20 protein-coding genes and 1 pseudogene are annotated in these 25,387 nt (G+C 66.3%); 12 read left to right on the top strand and 9 right to left on the bottom strand.

Features of this window, described 5'->3' with window-relative positions:
• Window positions 1–178: 178 nt before the first annotated feature.
• A pseudogene (locus tag ACVILH_RS05220) lies at window positions 179–1,555 on the top strand (IS30 family transposase).
• A gap of 1,237 nt (window positions 1,556–2,792) precedes the next feature.
• On the opposite strand, the gene ACVILH_RS05215 reads toward ACVILH_RS05220, so the two are convergent.
• From ACVILH_RS05215 to ACVILH_RS05205, 3 genes are all read right to left on the bottom strand, one after another.
• Window positions 2,793–4,103 carry a hemolysin family protein gene (locus tag ACVILH_RS05215; RefSeq protein WP_456711940.1) on the bottom strand — a complete coding sequence of 437 codons (1,311 nt, stop codon included), beginning with the start codon at window positions 4,101–4,103 and terminating at the stop codon, window positions 2,793–2,795.
• 336 nt (window positions 4,104–4,439) lie between these two features.
• A complete protein-coding gene (locus ACVILH_RS05210; protein ID WP_456711939.1) occupies window positions 4,440–6,422 on the bottom strand; it encodes a carbohydrate porin in 1,983 nt (660 codons plus the stop codon).
• 388 nt (window positions 6,423–6,810) lie between these two features.
• The gene (locus ACVILH_RS05205; RefSeq protein ID WP_456711938.1) at window positions 6,811–7,647 is read right to left on the bottom strand and encodes a creatininase family protein; all 837 of its coding nucleotides are present in this window, start codon (window positions 7,645–7,647) and stop codon (window positions 6,811–6,813) included.
• Window positions 7,648–7,726: 79 nt separating this feature from the next.
• Here ACVILH_RS05205 and ACVILH_RS05200 point away from each other — a divergent pair, with 79 nt between their 5' ends.
• The 8 genes from ACVILH_RS05200 (at window position 7,727) to ACVILH_RS05165 (ending at window position 16,052) form a co-directional block, all read left to right on the top strand.
• A complete protein-coding gene (locus ACVILH_RS05200; protein WP_456711937.1) occupies window positions 7,727–8,746 on the top strand; it encodes an ABC transporter substrate-binding protein in 1,020 nt (339 codons plus the stop codon).
• A gap of 25 nt (window positions 8,747–8,771) precedes the next feature.
• Window positions 8,772–9,572 carry an ABC transporter ATP-binding protein gene (locus ACVILH_RS05195; RefSeq protein WP_456711936.1) on the top strand — a complete coding sequence of 267 codons (801 nt, stop codon included), beginning with the start codon at window positions 8,772–8,774 and terminating at the stop codon, window positions 9,570–9,572.
• A gap of 26 nt (window positions 9,573–9,598) precedes the next feature.
• Entirely contained in the window at window positions 9,599–10,384 is a 786-nt protein-coding gene (locus ACVILH_RS05190) for an ABC transporter permease (protein WP_456711935.1), read from the top strand.
• Window positions 10,384–11,367 (top strand): 2-hydroxyacid dehydrogenase, encoded by a 984-nt coding sequence (locus ACVILH_RS05185; protein WP_456711934.1) that lies wholly within the window; start codon window positions 10,384–10,386, stop codon window positions 11,365–11,367. Before ACVILH_RS05190 ends, ACVILH_RS05185 begins: the two co-directional genes overlap by 1 nt.
• Window positions 11,368–11,459: 92 nt before the next feature.
• Window positions 11,460–12,059 carry an AprI/Inh family metalloprotease inhibitor gene (locus ACVILH_RS05180; RefSeq protein WP_456716874.1) on the top strand — a complete coding sequence of 200 codons (600 nt, stop codon included), beginning with the start codon at window positions 11,460–11,462 and terminating at the stop codon, window positions 12,057–12,059.
• 113 nt (window positions 12,060–12,172) lie between these two features.
• The gene (locus ACVILH_RS05175) at window positions 12,173–13,825 is read left to right on the top strand and encodes a PAS-domain containing protein (protein WP_456711933.1); all 1,653 of its coding nucleotides are present in this window, start codon (window positions 12,173–12,175) and stop codon (window positions 13,823–13,825) included.
• 150 nt (window positions 13,826–13,975) lie between these two features.
• On the top strand, window positions 13,976–15,631 hold the full coding sequence (locus ACVILH_RS05170; RefSeq protein ID WP_456711932.1) for a PAS-domain containing protein: 1,656 nt from the start codon (window positions 13,976–13,978) through the stop codon (window positions 15,629–15,631).
• A 91-nt stretch (window positions 15,632–15,722) separates the two neighbouring features.
• Window positions 15,723–16,052: a hypothetical protein gene (locus tag ACVILH_RS05165; RefSeq protein ID WP_456711931.1), complete on the top strand. Its 330-nt coding sequence runs from the start codon at window positions 15,723–15,725 to the stop codon at window positions 16,050–16,052.
• On the opposite strand, the gene ACVILH_RS05160 is transcribed toward ACVILH_RS05165, so the two are convergent.
• Window positions 16,046–17,506 carry an aminotransferase-like domain-containing protein gene (locus ACVILH_RS05160; RefSeq protein ID WP_456711930.1) on the bottom strand — a complete coding sequence of 487 codons (1,461 nt, stop codon included), beginning with the start codon at window positions 17,504–17,506 and terminating at the stop codon, window positions 16,046–16,048. The genes ACVILH_RS05165 and ACVILH_RS05160 overlap by 7 nt on opposite strands.
• Window positions 17,507–17,610: 104 nt before the next feature.
• On the opposite strand from ACVILH_RS05160, the gene ACVILH_RS05155 reads away from it, so the two are divergent.
• Window positions 17,611–18,471: a DMT family transporter gene (locus ACVILH_RS05155; RefSeq protein ID WP_456711929.1), complete on the top strand. Its 861-nt coding sequence runs from the start codon at window positions 17,611–17,613 to the stop codon at window positions 18,469–18,471.
• Window positions 18,472–18,475: 4 nt separating this feature from the next.
• On the opposite strand, the gene ACVILH_RS05150 is transcribed toward ACVILH_RS05155, so the two are convergent.
• The 3 genes from ACVILH_RS05150 to ACVILH_RS05140 form a co-directional block, all read right to left on the bottom strand.
• The gene (locus ACVILH_RS05150) at window positions 18,476–19,189 is read right to left on the bottom strand and encodes a hypothetical protein (RefSeq protein WP_456711928.1); all 714 of its coding nucleotides are present in this window, start codon (window positions 19,187–19,189) and stop codon (window positions 18,476–18,478) included.
• Between the two features lie 74 nt (window positions 19,190–19,263).
• Window positions 19,264–20,937, bottom strand: coding sequence for a methyl-accepting chemotaxis protein (locus ACVILH_RS05145; protein WP_456711927.1), 1,674 nt, complete (start codon window positions 20,935–20,937; stop codon window positions 19,264–19,266).
• A gap of 14 nt (window positions 20,938–20,951) precedes the next feature.
• A complete protein-coding gene (locus ACVILH_RS05140) occupies window positions 20,952–21,158 on the bottom strand; it encodes a hypothetical protein (protein WP_456711926.1) in 207 nt (68 codons plus the stop codon).
• Here ACVILH_RS05140 and ACVILH_RS05135 point away from each other — a divergent pair.
• The gene (locus tag ACVILH_RS05135) at window positions 21,150–21,956 is read left to right on the top strand and encodes a Crp/Fnr family transcriptional regulator (RefSeq protein WP_456711925.1); all 807 of its coding nucleotides are present in this window, start codon (window positions 21,150–21,152) and stop codon (window positions 21,954–21,956) included. The genes ACVILH_RS05140 and ACVILH_RS05135 overlap by 9 nt on opposite strands.
• 45 nt (window positions 21,957–22,001) lie before the next feature.
• Here ACVILH_RS05135 and radC read toward each other — a convergent pair whose 3' ends face one another.
• Window positions 22,002–22,715 (bottom strand): RadC family protein, encoded by a 714-nt coding sequence (gene radC, locus ACVILH_RS05130; RefSeq protein ID WP_456716873.1) that lies wholly within the window; start codon window positions 22,713–22,715, stop codon window positions 22,002–22,004.
• Between the two features lie 90 nt (window positions 22,716–22,805).
• Window positions 22,806–24,359 carry an alpha/beta fold hydrolase gene (locus tag ACVILH_RS05125; RefSeq protein WP_456711924.1) on the bottom strand — a complete coding sequence of 518 codons (1,554 nt, stop codon included), beginning with the start codon at window positions 24,357–24,359 and terminating at the stop codon, window positions 22,806–22,808.
• 168 nt (window positions 24,360–24,527) lie between these two features.
• Here ACVILH_RS05125 and mddA point away from each other — a divergent pair, with 168 nt between their 5' ends.
• On the top strand, window positions 24,528–25,307 hold the full coding sequence (gene mddA, locus ACVILH_RS05120; RefSeq protein ID WP_456711923.1) for a methanethiol S-methyltransferase: 780 nt from the start codon (window positions 24,528–24,530) through the stop codon (window positions 25,305–25,307).
• The last annotated feature ends 80 nt before the right edge of the window (window positions 25,308–25,387 follow it).

Here is a 25,387-nt window from a genome sequence, read left to right as displayed (position 1 = left end):
TGTCCGGGGCGTGCCCTATGGGTGGCCCTCGGGACTTGTGAGGGCGCAGGGAGAGCCGGACCTCGACTGAGGCCCGTGGCCCGCCTGCGGAAAAAAGTGCAGGCGGCAGGTACCACAGGTTCAGCCGGACAGACGGCGGATTCAATCGGTCGTCGCAACACTCGATGAGGAGGTTGCGATGGGGATTCGAAAGAGATGGTCAACGCGAGGCAAGCTGGGATCGATGGGGCGCCCACCAGTTGCGGGACGTGCGGAACAGCAGAAATTTTGGCGGGGGATTGCCGCTGGGTTGAACAGCGAGAATGCTGCGCTGGCCGCTGGATTGGCCGATGCTGTCGGCCCCCGGTTGTTTCGAAAGGCAGGCGGCGTGGTACCAGCGATGTTCAGGCCGTCGGCGAAGCCGCTCTCCGGACGATACCTCTCTTTTTCTGAGCGCGAAGAGATTGCACTGCTGCATGCGCAGCGCCATTCTGTACGAGAAATAGCACGGCGCCTTGATCGGTCTCCCTCGACCATCTCTCGTGAGCTCGATCGCAATGCTGCGACGCATGGCGGCAAGATGGCCTATCGGGCGACGGCCGCCCAGTGGCATGCAGATCGATCGGCCCGGCGTCCCAAGCCGAGCAAGCTTGCAAGCAACGCGGCCTTGCGCACTTATGTTGAAGAACGGCTGGCTGGAGTTGTCGCGCCTCCAGGCGGCGCTCGGCGGAAGACCTATCGTGCGGGTTCGGACCAGGAGCGGCGATGGGCAAAAGCCTGGAGCCCCGAGCAGATCGCCTAACGCTTGCCGATCGACTTCCCGGATGACGAGACGATGCGGATCAGTCACGAAGCCATTTACCAGGCACTTTTTGTTCAGAGCAGAGGAGCGCTGAATCGCGAGTTGACGGCCTGCTTGCGAACGGGACGTGCGCTGCGGGTGCCTCGAGCGCGCACGCGGAAGCGCAGCAGAGGCTTCGTCTCGCCGGAGATCATGATCAGTGAGCGTCCGGCTGAAGTCGCGGATCGCGCCGTGCCGGGACATTGGGAAGGGGATCTGATCGTTGGCTCCGAGAGTTCGGCAATCGGCACGCTGGTCGAACGCAGCACGCGGTTTACAATGCTCCTGCACCTTCCACGGTTGCCAGGGTTTGACGACGGCCCCCGTACGAAAGATGGTCCTGCGCTCTCCGGACACGGAGCTGAAGCGGTACGCGATGCGATCACGCGCACCATCATCACCTTGCCCAAGGAACTGCGCCGCTCGCTCACTTGGGATCAGGGGGCCGAAATGGCCAAGCATAGCGACTTGACGATCGCTACGGAAATCCAAGTCTACTTTTGCGATCCAAGGAGCCCCTGGCAGCGTGGCACCAACGAGAACACAAACGGCCTGCTGCGGCAGTACTTTCCGAAGGGCACAGATCTGAGCATCTACGATGCCGACGAGATCGCCGCTGTGGCCGCAGCGCTCAATTCCAGGCCGAGAAAGACGCTGGGATGGAAAACCCCAGCCGAGGCGCTTGACGAGTTGCTGTCGGGAATGAAAACACTTGATGTTGCGACGACCGCTTGAGGCCGCCTACCCGGCCCTCCCTGCGCGATCGGTTTTAACGGCTTATACGTACTCTCCCCGGTGCACCGGCTTCTGGCCACCGTGGCGACGACACGCGTCACGCGCGCTGCCGCGGACCTCAGCGTCGGGAGGTCAGGACCACACGATTTCGCCGTCCGTGATGCCAGCGCTCGTCCAGCGCCGCCATCACGTCCATCGCATTGCCGGTCCAACGTTCGTGACGACGCGTACGCCCCTCATCCGGACCGGAACGGAGGGAGGATAGAACGGGAGTTATGATTTTCGGAAGCGATTTATTTGCGCGGGGGATCTTGAAACGAGGCTTCTCATTGGACGCGTTCGGGAAATGAGTGTTTTGACGCAGAGCTTCCGAATGGTGAATCTGCCGTCTGCCGGCGTCTTGGAGATTGGCACTCTGCCCGACGGGCGAATCGTCGATCGGGATGTTGTTTGTGGCAAACGGCGTGCCGCGCGCACGGTGCACCTCTCCCCGCCCTTTGCGGGGGCGCGACGAGCTTCGCTCGCGCTGAGCGGTCGGATTGCGCAGCAATCCGGGTGAGGGGCATGGCGCGAACGGCGCTGCGTCTCGGCTCTCTCGGACTCGCAGGCAGGTGCTAATTAGTAGCGGCACCACCCGCGTGGCTGCCCCTCACCCCGACCCTCTCCCCGTGAAGAACGGGGAGAGGGGGCGCACCTGTCGTGCGGCGATGATAGTGTCGCAACAATCTGGGCAATAATGCGCGGCGTGCACAGTGCACCTCTCCCCGCCCTTCTGCGGGGAGAGGTCGGATTGCGCAGCAATCCGGGTGAGGGGCATGGCACCACCGAAGCCGCGACGCAGGTCTATCGGACTCATGGGTCGGTGCTAATAGGATGCACCACCCGCGTGGCTGCCCCTCACCCCGACCCTCTCCCCGTGAAGAACGGGGAGAGGGGGCGCACCTGTCGTGCGGCGATGAGTGTCGCAACAATCGGGGCAAGAATGCGCGGCATGCATAGTGCACCTCTCCCCGCCCTTTTGCGGGGAGAGGTCGGATTGCGCAGCAATCCGGGTGAGGGGCATGGCACATACGGCGCTGCGTCTCGGCTCTCTCGGATTCGCAGGCAGGTGCTAATTAGTAGCGGCACCACCCGCGTGGCTGCCCCTCACCCCAGCCCTCTCCCCGTAAGAACGGGGAGAGGGAGCGTACCGTTCGTGTGGCAAGAGGAGGGGCTCAACTATCCTACAGAGGCTCACCTACCCCACATTCGGCTCGCCGCCGTCGGGTGCGAGCTTTGTGGCCAGGATCTTGTCGATGCGGCGGCCGTCGAGGTCGATGATTTCGAAGCGCCAGCCGTCGAGCTCGAAGCTCTGGCCGACATCGGGCACGCTGCCGAAGTGCTGTAGCACCAGGCCGGCGACGGTGTGGTAGCCGCGATGCGGCGGCACGTCGATGGCGAGGGCATCGGCGAACTCGTCGAGCGGCATCCAGCCGGAGACCAGCAGCGAGCCGTCGTCGCGGCGGACGCAGGCGGGCTCGGGCGGGCCGTCTTCTGAAGAGAACGCGCCGACGATCGATTCGAGAATGTCGGCGGCCGTCACGACGCCTTCGAACGCGCCGTATTCGTCGTGCACGAGGCCCATATGCACCGGCGCCACTTTCAGGATCGCGATGACGTCGCGGGCGTCGACGGTGGAGGGAATGATCGGCACCTCGCGCACCAGGCTGCGCAAATCCGGCGTCTCGTCGCGCAAATAAGCCGCCAGCAGATCCTTGGCCTGGAGCACGCCGATCGGGCGGTCACGCTCGCCGTCGGACACCGGCAGGCGCGAATGCGGGCTCTTGGCGAGCAGCTCGCGGATCGCCTTGGGGTCATCGTTGAGGTCGACGACATCGACCTCCGGGCGTGGCGTCATGATGGCGCCGACCGGGCGGTCGCCGAGCCGCATCACGCCGGCGATCATCTCCTTCTCGCCGGGCTCGAGCACGCCGGCGGTCTCGGCCTCGCGGACGAGATGGTGGATCTCTGCTTCCGAGACCTTCTCCTCGGCCTCGCCGGAGCGGCCGAGCAGCGCCAGGATCAGCTTGCCGGAGAGATCGAGCAGCACCACCAGCGGCAGCGATACTTTGGCGAGCACCTGCATCGCCGGCGCGACGCGCACCGCAATCGCCTCGGGATCGCGCAGCGCGAGCTGCTTCGGCACCAGCTCGCCGACGATCAGGGTCGCATAGGTGATGATGCTGACGACGAGCCCGACGCCGACGATGTCGGCGACCGAGGCGCTCATCCCGACCTCGAGCAGCCATTGCGTGAGGCGCTGGCCGAGCGTGGCGCCGGAGAAGGCGCCGGAGAGCACGCCGACCAGGGTGATGCCGATCTGCACCGTCGACAGGAAGCGGCCGGGGTCGGAGGCCAAGGTCAGCGCCCGCCGCGCGCCGGACACGCCCTTTTCCGCCAGCAGCGCCAGCCGGGCGGGGCGCGACGACACGATGGCCAGCTCGGACATGGATAACAGTCCGTTGACGACGATGAGGACGACGATGATGGCGAGTTCAGCGGAGAGCATTGCGACCTGGTGTGGCGCCCGGACGGGCGGGAATGGGGACAGGTCCTAGCATATGGGGATGGCCGCCGCCCATTGCTGCATTGCGGTGCGCGCATGGGGGATGCGGTGGGAACGCTGGTCGACCTGGGCCACCAGCGGCGCGTCATGCTCCGCTGTCGTCCCGGCCTTGAGCCGGGACCCAGCCACCGGTGGTGATGAGGCAGGCAACTGGCAGTGACGTTCCTCGAGAGCGTCCGCGGTATGGGTCCCGGCTCGAGGCCGGGACGACACCTATTATGCCTTGGGATATGTGGCTCTCACTGGCGTCAAGCTCGGTTGAACGGCTCAGCCCGTCGCTCAAAAATCCCCGTGCAGGCGGCCGGAGAAGATCGACACCGGGCCGCGGTCGGCGTTGTAGGCGGGGTTGTTGACGAACTGATAGTCGGCCGTGAAGGTCAGGTATTTGTTGATCGAATAGGCGTAGTACGCCTCGATGATGCTCTCGCGGCGATAGTTCAACGCGCCGTCGCCGATCAGCGGGCCGACGCCGCCGGCGGCCAAGAAGGCGCGGTGGTCGCGGGACAGGCCGTTGGTGACGCCGGCGATGCCGATCGTGTCGTCCGGGCGGCCCCAGCGATTGCCCTTGATCGAGGCGCCGAGCGACAGGCTGTTGTCGATGTCGGTGAACGCCATGATCTCGGTCTTGCCGTCATTCCAGCTCCAGCGGCCGAACAGGCCGAGCTCGTCCGACAGCGCCTGATCGAAGCTGACGACATAGCCGTATTTGCTGCGGCCGCGGCGGGTCTGGCTGATGTCGAGATTGAACGCGGGATTGTCGAGCGTCTCGCGATAGCTGCCGGCGAACACGCTGTTGAACCAGCCGATGGTGCGCAGATGGCCCGGCTGCGAAAACAGCTGATAGCGCATCTCCAGCTCGAGCACGTATTCGCCGCGCCGGAACACGTTCATGTCAAAATTGTTCGAGTTCGACACTGCATCCATCAGGAAATAGCCGGCGCGCAGCGCCCAGCTCTTTTGGTTCAATTCCGCGGTCGCGCCATAGGTCAGGCCGAGCTTGTCGGCGGCGTAGTCGAAGGCGCCGGGCGCCCAGACCGACCAGTTCATGAAGTCCTTGCGCGCATCCTTGGCGTAGGCATTGCCGTCGAACACGTCGAGCACGGGGAATTTGCCGATCTGGACCGTCAGGCGCGAGATGTCCTGCTTGCCGGAGAGCTGCAGCTGGCTGCCGCCGAGCTGCTCCTGCTCGCCGCCGAAGCCGAAGGTCTGGCGCAGGAACAGCCGCGACGTGTTGTAGTGCGGGTAGGGAAAGTCCGACTTCTGCGCCTCGCCATTGGAGAAGCCGGCGAGACCGACGGTGTTGCTGAGGCCGAAGCCCTGCAGCAGCTCGGGATTGTAGTAGACCTCGCCGCCGTCCCACAGCCGCGCATTGATGAACAGGCTGTTGCTCCAGGTCTCCTGGAATTGGCGTGCCGGCGTCAGGCTGTTGGGGCCGGTGTAGGCGGCGCGGAACGCCGGATAACCCTGGCCGATGACCGTGGACTGGCCATGGATCTCCCAGCGATCCGATTCCGTGTCGGACGGATCGTTCTTGAGCTTGAGCTCGGGACCATCAGCGAAATCGAGCTTGCGGTTGAGGCCAACACGCAGGGTCTGGAAGTCCAGCGTGGAAGTGTAGCTGGCGCCGTTCGAGAAATTGACGCCGCCATTCTCGAAGCGGTTGTAAAGATATTCCAGCCGCCAGCTCCAGTGCGGCGCAAAGCCGCGCTCGATGCCGGCACCCACCACCCAGCCAAGCCGCGTCGTGAGCCGCTTCTCGTTGTCCGTCGCTGTCGTGTTGATGAAGCGGCCGCCGGTCCAGGCGAGGCCGCCGGTGGCATAGACCAGCCAGTCACCCTGGGCGTAGCCCACGCGGCCGCGCGCCGTGGCGACATAGTCCCACAGCTCTGAGACGTTCGAGCCGGGCGTGCCGAGCATCGCCACGGTATGGTTGGAGGTCAGATAGTTCGGGAAGCTGAAGTCGCCTTCCAACCCGAGCAGCAGGCCCGAGCGGGTCACCCAATTGTAGCCGGCCTGCACGCCGCCGGTGAGCCCGCTGAACGGGCTGCCCGCGCTCGCCGCGCCGGTCGGATCGGCCAAAGACGCCTGGGCATGGTCCCGCGTGTAGCCGGCATGGCCGCCGACATAGAGCCCGGTCCAGTCGAACACGGTCTGCGCCACCCGCGCCTTGACCGGCAGGTCGGCCGCGGCAGCAGGCGCCGCCAGCGCGGCGATCATGGCGCCGGCCAGGATCATCTCCGGGGTGCAGTTCGAGCGGATCATGGCGGCAGTTTCCCCAAGGCAGAAGCACACGACACAAGCAACGTCACACCTGATTGCCCGCGCACAGTCACGAGAAGATTACGGAGTAGCCGAACTTCGATCAGAAGTGTGGATGAGCAGCGGCAATTTGGGGATGATTTATATTGCGATTAATTCGCAACTACAATGCGGGCCGATTTGGCGAGCATGTTCGTCAGGGGGTGTGTTGTTCGTGCAACAGACCGGCGCCCCAGGATCGCTGGGCGGGCTGTCGAACGGATGGGGATGGTGGACGGCCTGGGGTGGCGAACAGCGCGGCTGTGCCGTTCGGCGCGGAGGGCGTGAGCCCGCCAGCCCAGGCGAAGGCCCGGCATCGAAGCGTCCGGGGACGGTCCGGCTGCGGTTCCAGTTAATGAGTTGGCGTGCTCGCGAGTGGGCCTGCGCGAAGCGTCGTCACGTCGAACCGCTCGACCTCCTCCAAAAGTGCACAGAAGGCGCGTGCGCCGTGGTCGAGCACGCGCTCGCCCTTCTCGGCCGAGGCCTGGGTGGCGTCGCCGACCGCGCCGCTCGGGTTCAGATCCTGCGTCTGCCAGGCCAGCGGCGCCGGCCGCTGCGTCGACAGCACCCGATAGGTCTTTTCCAACTCGGCGCCCGATGATGCGAAATCGGCGATGGCGTCGCTGCGCACGAGCTGCGGATGACGAGCCAGCATGATCGAGGTCTCGACCGCCCCGCCATGGATGCCGTGCCGCAGCTCGTCCGCCGTGAACAGTCCGTCGGGCGCGCCGAAGCGCGACCAGGAGGTCGTCACCACCAGCATGCGGTGCGCGGCGCGCAGGTCTTGCGCCACCAAGGTCATCGCGGCGCTGTTGCCGCCATGGCTGGTGACGATCACGAGCTTGCGGATGCCGGCGCGCGCGACGCTGTCGCCGATCGCGCGCCAGCTCCGCAGCGCGACCTCGGTCGGCACGGTCAGCGTGCCCGGAAAATCGATGTGCTCGGTCGAGATGCCCAGGGGCTGCACCGGCAGGAATGTCACCGGCAAGGTCGGCGGCAGCAGCGTGCGGACGCGGGAAAGATAGGCCTCGGCAATGTAGACGTCGGTGCCGAGGGGCAGATGCGGGCCGTGCTGCTCGGTGGCGGCGAGCGGCAGCACCGCAATCCAGCCGGCCGCCTCGGGCGTTCCCAGAGCAGGCCAGGTCAACTCGGTCCAATCGCGGGGCGGCACGGTCATCGCGCGGGCCATTTCCTTCGTCCGTCGGGCAGGGTAGTTATCACCTGACGATCTTAACATGTTCAGCCAGAAAGAACCGGGGAGACCAGACATGGCGCAATCGCTTCTCGCGCGAACGTTAATGGCGGCGCTGCTGGTCGCGGGCGGAATGGTCTCGGCGGTCCAGGCCCAGACCCTGGACAAGGTCTCGTTCGGCACCAATTGGGTCGCCGAGGCCGAGCATGGCGGCTTCTTTCAGGCCGTCGCCGACGGCACCTACAAGCGCTACGGGCTCGACGTGACGATCGTGCCGGGCGGTCCGAACGAGAACAATCGGATGCTGCTGATCTCCGGCAAGATCGAGTTCTTCATGGCGGCGAACACGCTGATGGCGTTCGATGCGGTCGCCAACAACGTGCCGGTGGTGTCGATCGCGGCGATGTTCCAGAAGGACCCGCAGGTGTTCCTGACCCACCCGGAGTCCAAGGTCACCAAGCTGGAGGAGCTGAAGCCGCTGACGATGTTCGTCTCCAAGGAGGGCATCTCCAGCTACTATCAATGGCTGAAGTCGGAATACGGCTTCTCCGAGAAGAACGTCCGCCCCTACACCTTCAACCCGCAGCCGTTCATCGCGACGCCGCAGAGCGCGATGCAGGGCTATGTCACGTCAGAGCCGTTTGCGGTCGAGCGCGCCGCCGGCTTCAAGCCCGGCGTGATCCTGCTCGCCGACAACGGCTTCAACACCTATTCGACCCTGATCGAGACCCGGCGCGACCTGATCGAGAGCAAGCCGGATTTGGTGCAGCGCTTCGTCGATGCCTCGATCATCGGCTGGTACACTTACATCTATGGCGACAACTCCGCGGGCAATGCGCTGATCAAGAAGATGAACCCGGAGATGAGCGACGATCTCCTGGCCTATTCGGTCGCCAAGATGAAGGAATACGGCATCGTCGATTCCGGCGACAGCGTGGCCAAGGGCATCGGCGCGATGACCGAGGAGCGCATCACCAGCTTCTTCGACAAGATGGTGCGGGCGGGCGTCGTCAAGCCGACCATCGATTACCGCAAGTCCTACACGCTGCGCTTCGTCAACAAGGGCGTCGGCGTCGATCTCAGGCCGAAGCAGTAGGACGCGTGAGCGGCGTCGTGAGCAGATGAGTGCATCCCCTTCGTCCGCGCGCGCCGCCGATGTCGCGGTGCGGCTGCGCGGCGTGACCAAGGTCTATGAGTCCGGCGTCGCCGCGCTCGGGCCGATCGATCTTGCGATCGGCAAGGGCGAGTTCGTTTCGCTGCTCGGTCCGTCCGGCTGCGGCAAGTCGACCGCGTTGCGGCTGATCGCGGGGCTCGCCAGCCCGAGCCGCGGCACGCTCGACATCGCGGCGGCGTCGGCGGCGACGCATCCCGGTCATCGCATCGGCTTCGTGTTCCAGGAGCCGACCCTGATGCCCTGGACCAGCGTGCGCGACAATGTCGGCCTGCCGCTCAAGCTCGCGCATGTGCCGGTAGCGGAGGCGCGGCCGCGGATCGATGCGGCGCTGGCGCAGGTCGGGCTCGCCGACTTCGCCGACGCGTTTCCGCGCGAATTGAGCGGCGGCATGAAGATGCGGGCGTCGCTGGCCCGCGCGCTGGTGACGCGGCCGGACATCCTGCTGATGGACGAGCCGTTCGCCGCGCTTGACGAGATCACGCGCTTCCGGCTCAACAACGACCTGCTGGCGCTGTGGCGGAAGCTGAGCATGACCGTCCTGTTCGTGACGCATTCGGTGTTCGAGTCGGTCTATCTGTCGCAGCGGGTCCTGGTGATGACGGCGCGGCCCGGGCATATCAGCGCCGAGATTCACATCGGTGCGGAGACGCGTGACGATGCGTTCCGTGCCTCGCCAGCCTATTCGACGTATTGCCGCCGTGTCTCGGATGCGCTGGCGCCGGCCTACGCCGGAGTGCACGCGCTGTGAGCGTCGTGGGCAAGCGACGAGTCTTGATGACGGGCACGCGGCTGGCAAGCCTCGTCTCTCCGGCCATCGTCTTCATCGCCGTGATGACGGCGTGGGAGCTCTCCGTCCGCCTGAACGGCATCCAGCCTTACGTGCTGCCGGGGCCGCTGCTGGTGCTGAAGACGCTGATTGCCGACTGGGACATTCTGGCGCAGTCGCTGCTGACGACGCTGATCACGACGCTCGAAGGCTTCGTCGCCGCCGCGCTCGGAGGCATCGCGCTGGCGCTGTTGTTCAACCAGTCGCGCTGGCTGGAATGGGCGCTGTTTCCCTATGCCGTGGTGCTGCAGGTCACGCCCGTCATCGCGGTCGCGCCGCTGCTGCTGATCTATCTGCCGCAGCAGACCGCGGTGGTGACCTGCGCCTGGATCGTCGGCTTCTTTCCGGTGCTGTCGAACACCGCGCTTGGGCTCAACTCGGTCGATCGCAATCTCGCCGGCCTGTTCCAGCTCTATGGCGCCTCGCGCTGGCAGACCTTGCGCTATCTGAAGCTGCCGGCAGCGCTGCCCTACATTCTCGGTGGCCTGCGCATCGCCGGCGGCCTGTCGCTGATCGGCGCCGTCGTCGCGGAGATCGCGGCCGGCAGCGCCGGCGCGGGATCGGGCCTTGCTTATCGCATCGCGGAATCCGGCTACCGACTCAACATACCTCGCATGTTCGCGGCATTGGTGCTGCTGTCGGTCGCCGGGATTGTCATCTATGGCTTGCTGGCGCTAGTTTCGCACCTCGTTTTGCGGCGTTGGCACGAAAGTGCTCTTGGAAAGGATAGCTGATGGCGGCCACTTCGTCTGACAAGGTCGATGTTCTGATCTATGGGCCGCTGCGGCCGATCCTGGAGAAGGGGTTCCCGGACAGCTTCAACGTGCACCATGCGCAGACGCAGGCGGATCTCGAAGCGCTGCCGGCGGATGTGAAGGGCCGCATCCGCGGCGTCGCGGTCACCTTCCACACCGTGAAGACCGATGCCGCGATCATGGCGATGCTGCCGAAGCTCGAGATCATCGCAAGCTTCGGCGTCGGTTATGACCATGTCGCAGCGGCGCATGCCGGACAGCACGGCATCATCGTCACCAACACGCCCGACGTGCTCACCGAGGAGGTCGCCGACGTCGCACTCGGTTTGCTGATCGCGACCTGTCGCGAGTTCATCAAGGCCGACCGCTTCGTGCGCGCGGGCGAGTGGAGCGAGAAGCCCTATCCGCTCAGCGTCGGCTCGCTGCGTGACCGGACCGTGGGCATGGTCGGCATGGGCCGCATCGGCCAGGCGATCGCGCGCCGTCTCGAGGCCTCGCTGGTCCCGGTCGTCTACCACTCGCGCAACCCGGCCGCCGGCGTCGCCAACAAGCATTATCCCGACCTGCTGCAGATGGCGAAGGACGTCGACACGCTGGTCGTGATCGTGCCCGGCGGCGCCTCGACCAACAGAATCGTCAACGCCGAGGTGCTGAAGGCGCTCGGCCCGCGCGGCGTGGTTGTCAACGTCGCCCGCGGCTCCGTGATCGACGAGGCGGCACTCGTGGACGCGCTGAAGTCCGGCACCATTCTCGCAGCCGGCCTCGACGTGTTCGAGAAGGAGCCGGCGGTGCCCGACGCGCTCAAGGCGATGGACAATGTCGTGCTGCTGCCACACATCGGCTCGGCTGCCATCGTAACCCGCAACGCGATGGATCAGCTGGTGGTCGACAACCTCAAGGTCTGGTTTGCCGGCAAGCCGCCGCTGACGCCCGTTCCGGAAACGCCGGTGAAAGGCCGCTGATGAAACGCCTGCTCCCCTTGCTGATCGCGCTTTTGTCCTCGGTCGCGAGCGCCGCTGCCGTTGCGCAGGACGCGGCCGACCTGAAGAAGGCGATGATCGGGCAGTGGGAGCTTGCGACCACCGAGCGCAGCAAGACTTGCGTCATGACGTTCAAGCCCGACGCGGCCTCGCGCGGGCTGAAGCTCGAGATGGAGCCTGCCTGCGCCGCCGCGCTGCCCTTCACCAAGGACATCGCCGGCTGGACCGTGAAGGGGCTCGGCGACATCGTCAGCCTGCAATCGGCCAATGGCGAGGCGGTGATCGACTTCACCGAGGTCGAGGCCGGCATCTTCGAGGGGCTGCGCCAGGGCGAGGGCGTCTACATCCTGCAGAACCTTGCCGCGGCGCGCTCGCTGGCCAAGTCGATGGACCAGATGATCGGCGACTGGGCCATGGTGCGCGGCAATGGCGCCGTGGTCTGCAGCCTGGTGCTGACCAACACCGATGCCGGCAACGACAATTTCCAGGTGTTCGTGAAGCCGAAATGCGATCCCACCGTCGCCGCCTTCGCGCCGACGCAGTGGCGGCTCGAGCACGGCCAGATGATGCTGATGTCGGCGCGCGGCGAGACCTGGCGGTTCGAGGCCGATGACAACGCGCAATGGCGGCTGGTGCCGGACAGCGCCAATCCGCTGATCATGCTTCGGCAGTAAAGGCTCCTCGGCGGCCGATTGGTTAATGATTGGTTGCGCGCGGGGTTGAAGGCCGGAACTTGTTGTTTACGCGTCCTGCGTCTGATGGTTGTGTTCCAACGAGGGAGCCGGCCATGCGGGAGTTGGTGCGCAGGTTCTACAGGTCGCTGCCGTCGTTCAGCCTCAACGACAAGATCTCGGCCGCCGCTGCGGCGTTCGCCGTCCTGGTGATGCTGTCGACGCTGGGGGCGCTCTCCGCGCTTGTGGAGCAGCGGCAGTTCTACGAGCGGCTCGAGCAGCTCGCCGCCGTCTCCCGGAATGTCGACCGGACCAACGCCCTGATTTATGCCGTCGTGATGGAGTCGCGCGGCATCTATATGTCGCTCGACCGCAACGTGGCGCGACGCTACGCCGATTCGCAGCTCGTGAAGCTCGCGCAGCTCGCCAAGGTGGTCGAGGAATGGCAGGCCCAGGTCAGCGACGAGGACGCGGCGCTGTTCGCCCCGTTCCGGAAGCGGATCGATCAGTTCATGGCGTTCCGCACGGACATGGCGCGCCGCACGATCGCGGTCGGCTCGTCCGCAGCCCGCGAGCTCGGCGACAATGATGAGAACCGTGCCGTCCGCACCGCGCTGAACGAGGATCTGGAGAAGCTGTCGCTCCTGTATGACGGCCGCATGCGCGAGCTCGGCGAGACCGTCGAGACGCGCGGCCTCGTCCTGTTCTATCTCGGCGCGCTCGGCGCGATCATCGTGCTGCTGATCGCGGCTGCGGCGCTGGCGTTGCGCTGGGGCGTGCTGATGCCGTTGCTCGACATCGCCCGTGTCACCGACCGCATCGCCGCCGGCCGCATCAAGCTGAAGATCCCGCATGCGCGGCGTCACGACGAGATCGGCCGGGTCGCGCAAGCCGTGGCGACCTATCAGGATGGCGCATTCCGCCTGCAGGAGCTGGAGCAGCACGAGGTCGAGATCGAGCGGCAATACACCGACATCCTGCGCGAGCACGAGCGGCTCGAGCAGGGCGCGCTCAGCAGCCAGCAACGCCTCGACGCGGCCGTCGCCAGCATGGCGCAGGGCATGATCATGATGGACAGCTTCGGCTATGTGCTGATGGTCAACGATCAGTTCCGCAAGTTGTACAACATCCCGGCTTCGATCGCCAAGCCTGGGACCCATGTGCGCGATATCCTCGCGCATCGCGCCAAGATCGGCCTGCTCAAGGAGAAGCCGTCGGAGTTTCTCGCTGCGCTCCGCCAGCGCATGAAGGAGGGCCGGCCCGAGATCTTCGAGGTCGAGCTCGGCGACGGCCGCATCATCCGCATCTCGGAGCGTCCGGTGGATGGTGGCGGCTGGATTGCAACGCATGAGGACTTCACCGCGCAGCGCCGTGCCGAGCGCAAGCTCGCGCGCGCCGAATATTTCCTCGCGGCGCTGCTCGAGAACATCCCGCAGGCGGTGGTTGCGACGGAGGCGGAGACCATACGTTACGTGTTCGTCAATCACGCCGCAGAGAAGCTGTTCGGTGTTGCGCGCAGTGAGATCGTCGGCCGCACGCCGCGCGAGCTGTTTGCCGAGCCGAGCGGCTCGCAGCTGGAGGAAGCTGCCCGCGACCAGCTGGCGGGACGGGCCGATGACAAGCCGCGCGCCCACAGCATCGTGACCCCCGGCAACGGTCCGCGCGATGTGGTCGTGCGCCGGCTTCCGATCGCGGTCGGAACCGGCGAGCCGAAATATCTCCTCAGCATCATCGAGGACAGCACCCAGGCCCAGCGCGCCGCAGCGTGATGTTGCGCCAGGATGCCGCCTGTCCTGGCCGAGCGAGCCGAAAGGGCGAGTTTTTTCTAAGTTAATTGCGCTTTCTCTGGAGCCGGGATCGATCCCATTCTCCATTTAGAGATTGCTGCTGCGATAGGCTCCCGAATTGAGGAGCGAGCCATGATCAAGCCATGGCATGATCTGCAGGCGCGGTTCACCACGTCCAGTGTCAAGGATCGCATCTCCGGCGGCGCGGCCGTCTTCGCGGTGCTCATCGCGCTGCTGATGTCGGGGGCGCTATATTCGTTCCACGAGCAGCGCCAGCTGACGCAGCTGTTGGGCAATGCCAACAGCGCCAACCGACAGATCGAGCGCACCAATGCGCTGATCTACGCCGTCGTGATGGAATCCCGCGGCATCTACATGTCCCCCGAGCGCAATGTTGCACGTCGCTACGCCGAAGCGCTGCTGCAGAAGTGCGACGAGCTGGTCAAGGCGGTGGGTGAGTGGCAGGAGCTGGTGCGCGCCGAGGACGCCGAGCTGTTCGCGCCATTCAAGCGGCGGATCGATCAGTTCGTCGCGTTCCGCAGGGAGATGGCGCGCCGGACATTGGCAGTCGGCTCGACCGCCGCCCGCGAGCTCGGCGACAATGACGAGAACCGCGCCGTCCGGACCGCGCTCAACGAGGATCTCGAGCGGCTGGCTCGCGTCTATGAGAACCGCACCCGCAACATCGCGGCGATGGCCGATCAGAGCCGATGGGTCTCGCTGACCCTGTTCGCCTTCGGCGCAGTGCTCATGGGCTTCACCGGCATTGCCGCCTATCTGCTGCATGCTACGGTCGTCAATCCCCTGCTGGAGATCGCGCAGGCCACCGGCCGGATCGCCGGCGGGCGGATCAAGCTCGTCATCCCGCATGCCAAGCGAGACGACGAGATCGGGCAGGTGGCGAGAGCGGTCGAAGCCTATCAGGACGCCGCTTCGCGCGTGAGCGAGCTCGAGCTGCAGGGCCAGGAGGTCGAGCGCGACCATGCGGAGTTCACCAAAGAGCGCGAGCAGCTCGAGGAACGCGCGCTGACCGGCAAATGGCGCCTGGAAGCCGCGCTGAAGAACATGGCGCAGGGTCTGATCATGCTCGACAAGACCGGGACGGTGCTGGTCGTCAACGAGCAGTATCGCAACATCTACGGCGTGCCGGCCTCCATCGCGAAGCCGGGCGCGGCGATGCGCGACATCCTGAGCCACCGCGTCAAGAGCGGCGTGTTCACGGGCGATGTCGAGCAGTATCTCGCCGACCTGATGTCGCGGATGAAGGCGCGCAGGCCGTGCATCACCGAGACCGAGCTGGCCGACGATCACGTCATCCGCATCTCGGAGCGGCCGATGGATGGCGGCGGCTGGGTCGCGACGCACGAGGATTTCACGGTCCATCGGCGCAACGAGCGCATGCTGGCGCGGGCCGAGTACTTTCTCGCAGTGCTGCTTGAGAACATTCCCCAGGCCGTGCTCGCCACCGACGCGCGCAGCCTGCGTTACGTATTCGTCAATCGGGCCACCGAGCAGCTGCTGGGCGTGAGACGCGCCGCCATCCTGGGCCGCACGGCGAGCGAGCTGTTTCCGGAGCCGACGGGGACGCAGCTCGAGAGCCTCCACCGTGAGATGCTGGCCGAGGCGGTCGATCCGGCACCGCAGGCCTGCAGCATCGCGACGCCGGGCAACAACGGCATGCGTGAGATCGTCATGCGCCGGCTGCCGGTGGTGATCGGCGGCGATGAGCCGAAATTCCTGCTCAGCATCATCGAGGACCGCACGCGCGATCAGCGTGCCGCAGCGTGAGGCGGAATTCTGCTGCCTTGACGTCGCCTTGATCTGCATCAAGAACGGCCAGGCCGGGCGGACTAGCGTGCCTGGAAACGGAGGCCTGCTCATGACCCGACGTCTGGGGATTTCCTTTGCCGCCCGCATCACGGCCGCAGCGCTGCTGACGCTCGCGACCGTCGCGCCGCTGCATCAGGCGGCCGCGCAGGACGTGCTCGGTGGTGCGATCCTCGGTGGCGCCGGCGGCGCGATCCTGGGCGGTGCGATCGGGGGCGGCCGTGGCGCTGCGATCGGCGCGGTGATCGGGGCAGGCACGGGCGCTGCGATCGCGGCTGACGGCGAGCGCCGGCGTGGCGGCTACTACGCCTATCGCAACGGCTGCTATCTGCAGCGCGGCGACGGCTCCTGGGTCCGCGCGCACCCGCGCTACTGCTACTGAGCCTCTTCTGATTTCATCGCGTTGCGCGCCGGCTGCGCGGCAGCCGGTCGTCCGATCGCGCGCTCCAGGGCTGCGAAGACCCGCGCATCGTCGCAATGCGCGACGTTGAAGCGCATCATCGCATCGGCCGCCTGGCCCGCACTGAAGACGTTTCCCGGGGCCATCACGATCCGGTCGGCGAGCCCGCTCTCGGCCACTGCGATCGCATTGCATCCCTCCGGCAGCCTGCACCACAAATGATAGCCGCCGCGCGGCATCAGCCACGGCGTGATGCCGAGCCGCTGCAGCCGCGCGGCGATGCGCGGCCGCGCCCGCGCCAGACGCGCGCGCAACTCCTCGACATGCTTGCGGTAGCTGCCGCCGGTCAGCACCTGAGCCAACGCCTCTGCGGCGAATTGTCCGGGACCGCCGAAGCCGGTCGCGATCTGCAGGTCGATCAGCGGCTCGATCCAGTCGGCGCGCGCCGCGATATAGCCGCAGCGGATCGACGCCGACAGCGTCTTGGAGAAGCTGCCGATCAGGATCACGCGCGCGAGGCCGTCGAGCGCGGCGAGACGCGGCGACGGCTCCGGCTCGAAGTCGCCGTAGATGTCGTCCTCGATGATGATCACCTCATGCGCGGCGGCGGCGTTGAGCAGCCGATGTGCCGTCTGCAGCGACAACGTCGCGCCGGTCGGATTGTGCAGGCCGGAATTGGTGATGTAGAGCCGCGGTCGCTCGGCCGCGAGCACCGTCTCGAACTGCGCGACGTCCGGGCCGCTCGCGGTCATGGGCACGCTGACGATCCGCGCCTGATGCGCACGCAGCAGCGCCAGGAAGTTGAAGTAGCAGGGATCGTCGACCAGCACGGTATCGCCCGGCCGCAGCAGCATCCGGCAGATCAGGTCGATCGCCTGCGTGCCCGATGACGTCAGCATGATCTGCTCGCTGAACGCGTCGATGCCGAGGCCGGCAAGGCGGCTCTGCAGCACGCGCCGCAACGCCGCCGAGCCGCGGGCGCTGCCATAGTCGGTCAGCAGGCCGCCGTCGCTGCGCGCCACCGCGCGGACCGCGCGACGCAGCGCATCCTGCGGCATCCAGTCGGGCGGCAGCCAGCCGCAGCCCGGCATCAGCGTCGCAGGATCGGCATCGAGCGACTGGCGCGACACCCAGAACGGATCCACCGCGCGGGGGCGGCGTGGCTCGCTTTCGGTCAGCGCCAGCGGCGGCAACGCGACATCGGCGACATAGAAGCCGGAGCCGCGGCGGGCGCGGATGACGCCCTGCGCCGCCAGCCGGTCATAGGCCTCGACCACGGTCGCCGGCGCGACGCCCATCAACGCGGCGAAGGCGCGGATCGACGGCAGTCTTTGACCCGGCGCGAGCGCGCGGGTCGCGAGCCGCTGCCGGATGGCGTCGACGACCGCCGTCGTTCTGAGGCCGGGCGGACGCGGCTCCGAGTGCGAAGGGCGCAAGTGTATCACCACATATATCGGTACAGTTTTGCAAGTTTGTATTGTTCTGTTGCTGTCACGGCAAGGCGCGCGCAGCTAAGCAGGGGGCCTTGACGGAGGTTCACATGAAGGGATCGATCGACGGCTGGGGCAGCGGCGCCATCGGCATGACCATTTTCAGCGGCTCGCTGCCGGCGACGCGCGCCGCGCTCGACGGCTTCGCGCCGTTGTTCCTGACCGGCGCGCGGGCCACGCTCGCGGCGCTGCTTGCGGCGCTGTGCCTCGCAGCGCTGCGGCAGCCGCTGCCGGGACGGCGCGAATTGCCGTCGCTCTTGATCGTCGCGCTCGGCGTCGTCATCGGCTTTCCGCTGCTGACCGCGCTCGCGCTCCAGCACGTCACCTCGGCGCATGCGATCGTCTTCATCGGCCTGCTGCCGCTCTCGACGGCCTTGTTCGGCGTGCTGCGCGGAGGCGAGCGGCCACGGCCGCTGTTCTGGCTTTTCGCGGGTCTCGGCGCTGCCGCGGTATCGGGCTTCGCGCTGGCGCAGGACGGCGCGGCCTCACCCATCGGCGATCTCGCGATGATCGCGGCCATTATCGTCTGCGGCCTCGGCTATGCCGAAGGCGCCGTGCTGACCCGGAGACTGGGCGGCTGGCAGGTGATCTCGTGGGCGCTGCTGCTGTCGTCGCCGGTGATGCTGGCGCTGTCATTGCTGACATGGCCTGTATCAGCGGATCCGATCACCGCGCCGGCCTGGCTGGGGCTCGCTTATGTCTCCGTCTTCAGCATGTTCGTCGGCTTCGCGTTCTGGTACCGCGGCCTGTCGCGCGGCGGCACGGCGAGCGTCGGCCAGTTGCAGCTGCTCCAGCCCTTCCTTGGGCTCGCCTTTGCGAGCCTGCTGCTGCACGAGCCGGTGTCCGCCGCCATGCTCGGTGCCGCGGCGATTGTCGTGCTCAGCGTCGCGATGGCGCGGCGCTGGGCGTGAGGCGCTATCTGCGGCGATAGAGGCCGGTGAAGGTGACGCCGGCGCCGCCGCAATCATTGTTGTCCTCGACCAGCAGCAGGGCGCCGATGCGCTGCAGGCGCATGCGGCATTCGTCGCCGGCGTTCGGCTGCTCGAACGGCGTGGAGCCATCCTCGACGAAGGCGATGACGCCGCCCTTCGGCTGCACGGTGGCGGCAATCGAGCCGTTGTTGAGATCGCGGCCCGCCGGCACGACCTGGTCACCCTCGATTTTGAGCCGGCCTTCGCCCGCCGGCTTGATCGTGAGCTGGCCGCCGGGATGCACCCAGGTGCCGGTCCAGTCCGCAAGCGCGGGCGCGGCCATCGGCGCGACCGGCGCGAGCGCCGTTCGCGGCAGCCAGCCGCGGGTCCAGGTCTGGCTCTTCGCGCCGGGCGGCTGGTAGGTGACGCAGGTGAAGTCGCCCCGTGTCCTGCCGACCAGCACCCAATCATGGCTCACGAGGTAGCTCTTCTTCCGGCAGGCATCGGTCGCGGCGGGGCAGCTCGCGGCCTTGAAGTCGTCGTCATAGGGGCTCTTGACGAAGTTCACGCGCGGCTGCGCGGCCACCCGGGCAACCGTCAGCGGCCGCGCATCGTCCCAGCCGATGCCGGTGCAATTCGCCGGGTCGGTGGCGTCATAGGCGGTCGCCGCGCTGGCCGCGAGAAGGTTCAGGGCAAGTCCGAGCCAAGCCGCTCGCATGAATGATCTCCGTGCAGGCCTCACCCGATTGGGTGACGCCCCACGGTCGATCGGTTCAAGCGGATGGGTGCCACTCACCCGCCCGCGATCTTGGAAGCCTCCGCCGCGGCACGCTGCATGCTGTTCGACATCTCGGTCGTCACGGTGCTCTGCTCTTCGACCGCGGCCGCCGTCGAGGTGACGTATTCGCTGACATTGTGGATCGCCTGCTTGATCTCTCCGAGGGCGAGGACGACCTCGCCGGAGATGCTGTTGAGACCTTCGATCTCCCGTCCGATCTTGTCGGTGGCGTGCTTGGCTTGCGTGGCCAGGTTCTTGACCTCAGACGCGACCACGGCGAAGCCGCGTCCGGCCTCGCCAGCGCGCGCCGATTCGATCGTCGCGTTCAGCGCCAGCAGGTTGATCTGCCCGGTGATGTTGTCGATGAGATCGAGGATGCCGCTCATCGCTTGCGTCGCGTTGGACAGGTTCTGCGCCTGCGTATCGGCGGCGCCGACCCGGTCGACGGCGCCCATCGCAGTCTCGCGGGACTTGGTCATGGCCTCGGAGATCTCGCGCACGGAGGCATTGAGCTCCTCGGCGCCGGCGGCGACCGACTCCATCATGCCGCGAACGCGCTCATTGCCCATGCGCACCAGCACCTGGCGCGTCACGTCGGTGGCGTATTTGACCACCTTGAACGGCTTGCCGTTCAAATCCATGATCGGATTGTAGGAGGCCTGGATGTACACCTCCCGGCCGCCCTTGCCGATGCGCTTGTATTCGGCTGCCTGGTATTCGCCGCGGTTCAGCTTCGCCCAGAAGTCGCGATAGGTCGTGCTGTCGCGTTCGTCGGGGGGAACGAACATGCTGTGGTGCTTACCGCGGATTTCCTCGAGCGTGTAGCCCAACGCCTTGAGGAAATTCTCGTTCGCGGAAATCACCGTGCCATCCATGTTGAACTCGATCACGGCCTGCGACTTGCCGATGGCCGAGATCTGCCCGGCAAGATCGGCGTTCTTCAGTTTCGTGGCCGTGACGTCGGTCGCGAATTTGACGACCGCGATCGGCTTGCCCCTGTCGTCGAGGATCGGATTGTAGGACGCCAGAATCCAGACTTCCCTGCCGTTCTTGCCGATGCGCTTGTACTCGGCGGCCTGGTACTCGCCCATGTTCAGCTTGGCCCAGAACTCGCGATAGGCGGCACTGTCGCGCTCCGCCGGCTCCACGAAGATGCTGTGGTGACGGCCTTGAATCTCCCGGAGCTCATAGCCCATGACCTTGAGGAAGTTTTCATTCGCGGAGACGATGGTGCCATCCATGCCGAACTCGATGACGGCTTGCGAACGGTCGAGCGCCGCGATCTTTCCGGCGTCCTTCAGGCTCGCGATTTTCTTGGCGGTGATGTCGGTCGCGATCTTGACCACGATATGCGGCTTGCCATTGCGATCGAGCACCGGATTGTACGATGCTTCGATCCAGACCTCATGGCCGTCTTTAGCGATGCGTTTGAACTCGGCTGCTTGATATTCGCCCTGATTGAGTCGTGACCAGAACTCGCGATATGCGGGCGTATCGCGCTGATCGGCGGGGACGAACATCGAGTGGTGCTTGCCCTCGATTTCCTCCAGGCGGTAGCCGAGTGCATCGAGAAAATTCTTGTTCGCGGTCCGGATCGTGCCGTCCATCTCGAATTCGATCATCGCCGCGGAGCGCCCGATTGCGGCGAGCTTGGCGTCAGCATTGGTGGTGGTCTTGCGTGCAAACATCTGAGGATAGTCCTTCAATCGTGTCCACGAAATGCTGCAAAGCGCCGTGCTGAGTCCTTCGCATTGCCGCGATGAACGTGCTGCAGCCCGTAAAAGTCCGGTGCGACACCCAAGCCTGCATCGAGCGCTTCGAGTTTCTCTAGTGATTCGTGCCACTTGCGCTCGCGTCGAACTAATAAAGAAGCAATTGTCTTAACATTGAACAGGAGCACTTGATCCATGTTATTGATGCGTGTTGTTGGGCGTGGTTTCGACTAATAACTTCTGGCGGCAATGGCGCGGCTGGATTTCAAAAGGTCGATCCAATGACGCCCCCGGAGCAGCCTCGCAGGTGTCTCTCGTGCCCTGCAGGAGGGCTCTGTGACGCCATTCTCGCGGCGCCGGTCGATGCAGCCGATCGAGCTGCGCTGGATCAACGCTTCTTTACGGTTGCAGCCGGTCAGAAGATCGCGAAAAACGCGCGAGCGCTGATCTTGTGCAGCGGATGGGCGTTCCGCTACCGCATTCTTCCGGACGGACGCCGCTCCATCGTGAAGATCGTTCTGCCCAGCCAGGTTGTGTCTACGGAAGCGGCATTCTCAGAACCGTCCGTGCCGCAGAGCGATACGCCGGTGCAGGCACTCACGGACGTTCAGCTCTGCAGCTACTCGGCGCGCAAGCTGCGCGAGACATGTCTGGCGACGCCGCCATTGATGTCGCTGGTGCTCGATCTCTTGATGCAGGAGATGCGCGATGCTTACGATCTGGCGTCCGCGCTCGCGCAGCGCTCCGCCCAGGGACGGATTGCATTTCTGGTTCTCGGCACCATGAACAAGCTCGTTCCGGAGGGGCTGGTTGAAGGGCGCCGCTATTCTTTTCCGCTGCGTCACCAGCACATCGCCGATGCGGCCGGCCTGACCACCGTTCATGTCAGCCGCGTGCTGGCGCAGTTGCGCGAGAGTGGCTTGATGAGCGTATCGGATGGCGCTGTGACGTTCCATGATCTGCCGGGCTGCGACCGCGCCGCGGCGCGCGATTGAGCATCGGCGTTCTGTCGTGCGGGATGGCGCAGCTGCTTTGTCCGCTCACATCAGCCCGGAGCCTTTCAGGCTGGTATGCCCGTTCTTGCCGACGATGATGTGGTCATGGACGGTGATGCCGAGCGGCTTGGCGATGTCGACGATGGTCTTGGTCATGCGGATGTCGGCCTGCGACGGCGTCGGGTCGCCGGAAGGGTGATTATGCACCAGGATGATCGCGGTGGCCGACAGCTCCAATGCGCGCTTGATCACCTCGCGGGGATAGACCGGCGTGTGGTCCACGGTGCCGGTCTGCTGCACCTCGTCGGCGATCAACTGGTTGCGCTTGTCGAGGAACAAGAGCCTGAACTGCTCCTTCTCGGCAAACGCCATGCTGGTGCGGCAATAGGTGATGACGTCCTGCCATGACGCCAGCGCGTGCTTCTGCCGCACCTCGCCCTTGGCGATGCGGTGCGCGGCGGCGCCGATCAGCTTGAGCTGGGTGATCACGGCATCGCCGATGCCGTCGATCTCGCGCAGCCGCGGCTCGGGCGCATGCACCACCTCGGCGAACGAGCCGAACGTCTTGATCAGCGCCTTCGCGAGCGGCTTGACGTCGCGCCGCGGCAGCGCCGGAAACAGTGCCATCTCCAGCAGCTCATAGTCGCTCAGCGCGTCCGGGCCGGCAGAGTGGAATCGCTCGCGCAGCCGCTGGCGATGGCCGAGATAATGCGGCGTCTCGGGCGGCGCGTCGTTCGGGGCAGGGGCTTTGTCGGGCATCGGCGCCAGCATGCCGCGGCCTCGGCATTTTGCAACCTCGAAGTGCTCGATCCTGCCGCGCGGTGAGGCGCCGCGCCGGCGATCGCGTAGCTATCCCGCTCGCGCCGGCAGGCCCGCGATGAAGTCCGCGATGCTGGCGAGCACCGGCTGCTGCGCGCCGGCGAACATCCAGTGATCGGCGCCGTCGAGCTCGACGAAGCGGGCCTGGCGGATGTGGCTGGCGAGATGCCGGCCGGCCCCGACCAGCACGGCGCGATCGTCGCGACGGTGCAGCACCAAGGTCGGAACGGCCACCCGACCGAGCAGATGCCGGACGTCGGTCTCCCTGAGCGCTTCGAGCAGGCCCTTGATGGCGCCGGGGCTCGAGGCCGCCCGCAGCAGGCCGGCCCACCAGGCCCGCGCCTGCGGATCGCCGGCGAGACTCGGCGCGAACGCCTCGATGCCGGCCGGGCCGCCCCAGCCCGTCACCAGCTGTCGCAGCCACATGTCATATTGGCGGGCTCGCAGAGCGTGCGGATAGTCCGGTGTCGCGCTGCCCTTGGCGAGCGAGGCGAACAGGATCAGGCCGGCGACGCGCTCCGGATTTTGGGCCGCGAACGTGATGCAGGCTGGTCCGCCTTCGGAGGCGCCGAGCAGCACTGTGCGGCGGCTGCCGGCGGCGTCGAGCACGGTTTCGATGTCGCGCGTGGTGGCGTCAACGCTCGGGCTGAAGCCGACCCGGTCGGACAGGCCGATGCCGCGGCGATCGAACAGGATCAGGCGGCCCATTGCGGCGAGCGCGGACAGCAGCGCCCGGCTGCGCGGCTCCTCCCAGACGCGCTCGACATGCGAGACGAAGCCCGGCAGCAGGAGGATGTCGAGCGGCCCCGCGCCATAGGTCTGATAGGCGAGATGAACGCCGCCGCCGCCGATATAGCGCGTGGCCGGCGGCTCCGCGACACGCGTCGACGCATTCAGCAGCGCGCGGGTTTTCGGCTCGGGCGCGACGCCGAGCTCGTCGCGAAGCTGCTGCGTCAGCGCCTCCAGGTGACGCTCGGCGCCGGCGCGGTCGCCCGCGAGCATCAGGCTGCGGATCAGCGCGCGGCCATAGACCTCGCTGAGGGAATCGAGCGCGACGAGGCGGCGGGCATGGGCCACGGCGGTGGCGTAGTCGCCGGCGGCGCTGCTGTCCTGGACGACGCGCTCCAAGGCTTGCACGGCCCGGCCGCGCAACGCCTCGCGCCGGAAGAACGCCCATTCGTCGAATTGCGGACAGTCGCCGGGCGTGAAGCCGTCGAGGAAGTCGCCCGGATAGAGGCGGCAGGCCAGCGCGAAGTCGCCGCGATCGCAGGCCGCTTCGAACTCGTGGGCATCGACCTCCAGCGCGACCGTTTCAGACCAGCGCAAGCTCGTGCGGTCGGTGGCGAGGACGCCGTCGCCGAGCGCAAGCTGAATCCGGTGCAGCAGGCGGCGCAGGCGCGTTCGCGCAACGTCCTCGGGACTGTCAGGCCAGAACATCGTCGCGGCGACGTCGCGCGCGACGGCGCCTTTGGCCTCGGCGAGGTAGACCAGCAGCGCGAGCCCCTTGCGCAACGGCAGCGGGCACGGCTCGCCGTCCCGGCGAATCTCCGGAAAGCCTGATGTCCGTACGCTGAACCGGGCCATGGGGATTGAGACCTGCAATGATGACGTTTGCGGCGATTCCGTCATGGGCGCTTCGGGGGACGCTGAGAGGACGCTCGCCTGCTAGCAGGCGGACACGATCCCAGCGCGCGTCTCGGGGTGACCGATCCCGTCCCGCCAACGCTGCGTCCACACAACAGGAAAGCATCCATGTTCGCACGTCTCCTCATCCTGTTCTACGCCGCCATGAGCTATGCCGTCTTCCTTGTGTCGTTCGTGTGGGCGCTTGGTTTCGTCGGCAATCATGACCTGCTCGCATCGAAGACGATCGACGTCGGTCCGCCGTCCGATCCCGTCGATGCCATTGTCATCAACGGGCTGTTGCTTGGCCTGTTCGCGATCCAGCACAGCGTGATGGCGCGGCCGGGCTTCAAGCGGGTCTGGACGCAGATCATTCCGAAGGCCGCCGAGCGCAGCACCTATGTGCTGCTGTCGAGCCTGATCCTGCTGCTGCTGTTCTGGCAGTGGCGCCCGATCCCGGCACCCGTCTGGCACGTTCAGGGCGCCGCTGCCGTGCTGCTGACCGGCATCCAATGGCTCGGCTGGCTGGTCGCGCTGTCCTCGACCTACATGATCGATCATTTCGATCTGTTCGGGCTGCGCCAGGCGCTGTCGGCGATGCGTGGCGCGCAGCCGCCGGCTCAGCCGTTCAAGACGCCGCTGCTGTATCGCCTGGTCCGGCATCCGCTGATGCTCGGCTTCCTCTTGGCGTTCTGGGCGACGCCTGTGATGAGCCTCGGGCATCTGCTGTTCGCCGCGCTCAGCACCGGCTACATCCTGGTCGGGCTGTGGCTGGAGGAGCGCGATCTGGTCGCGCAGTTCGGCGAGGCCTATCAGCGCTACCGCCGCCGGGTTCCGATGCTGCTGCCGCGGCTGATCGGCGGCCGGCAGGTTTCCGAAGCGGACGGGGAAATGGGCGAGGTGCGTTAGCCGCGATGGACCTGCGCCTGTCCTGACAGGCGCAGGTGTGCAGGTCGGCGCGCGGCCTATGCCCGCAGCGACGCCCACGT

It is taken from the genome of Bradyrhizobium sp. USDA 4353 (assembly GCF_054063215.1).
This window is presented reverse-complemented; position numbering and strand designations above follow the sequence as displayed.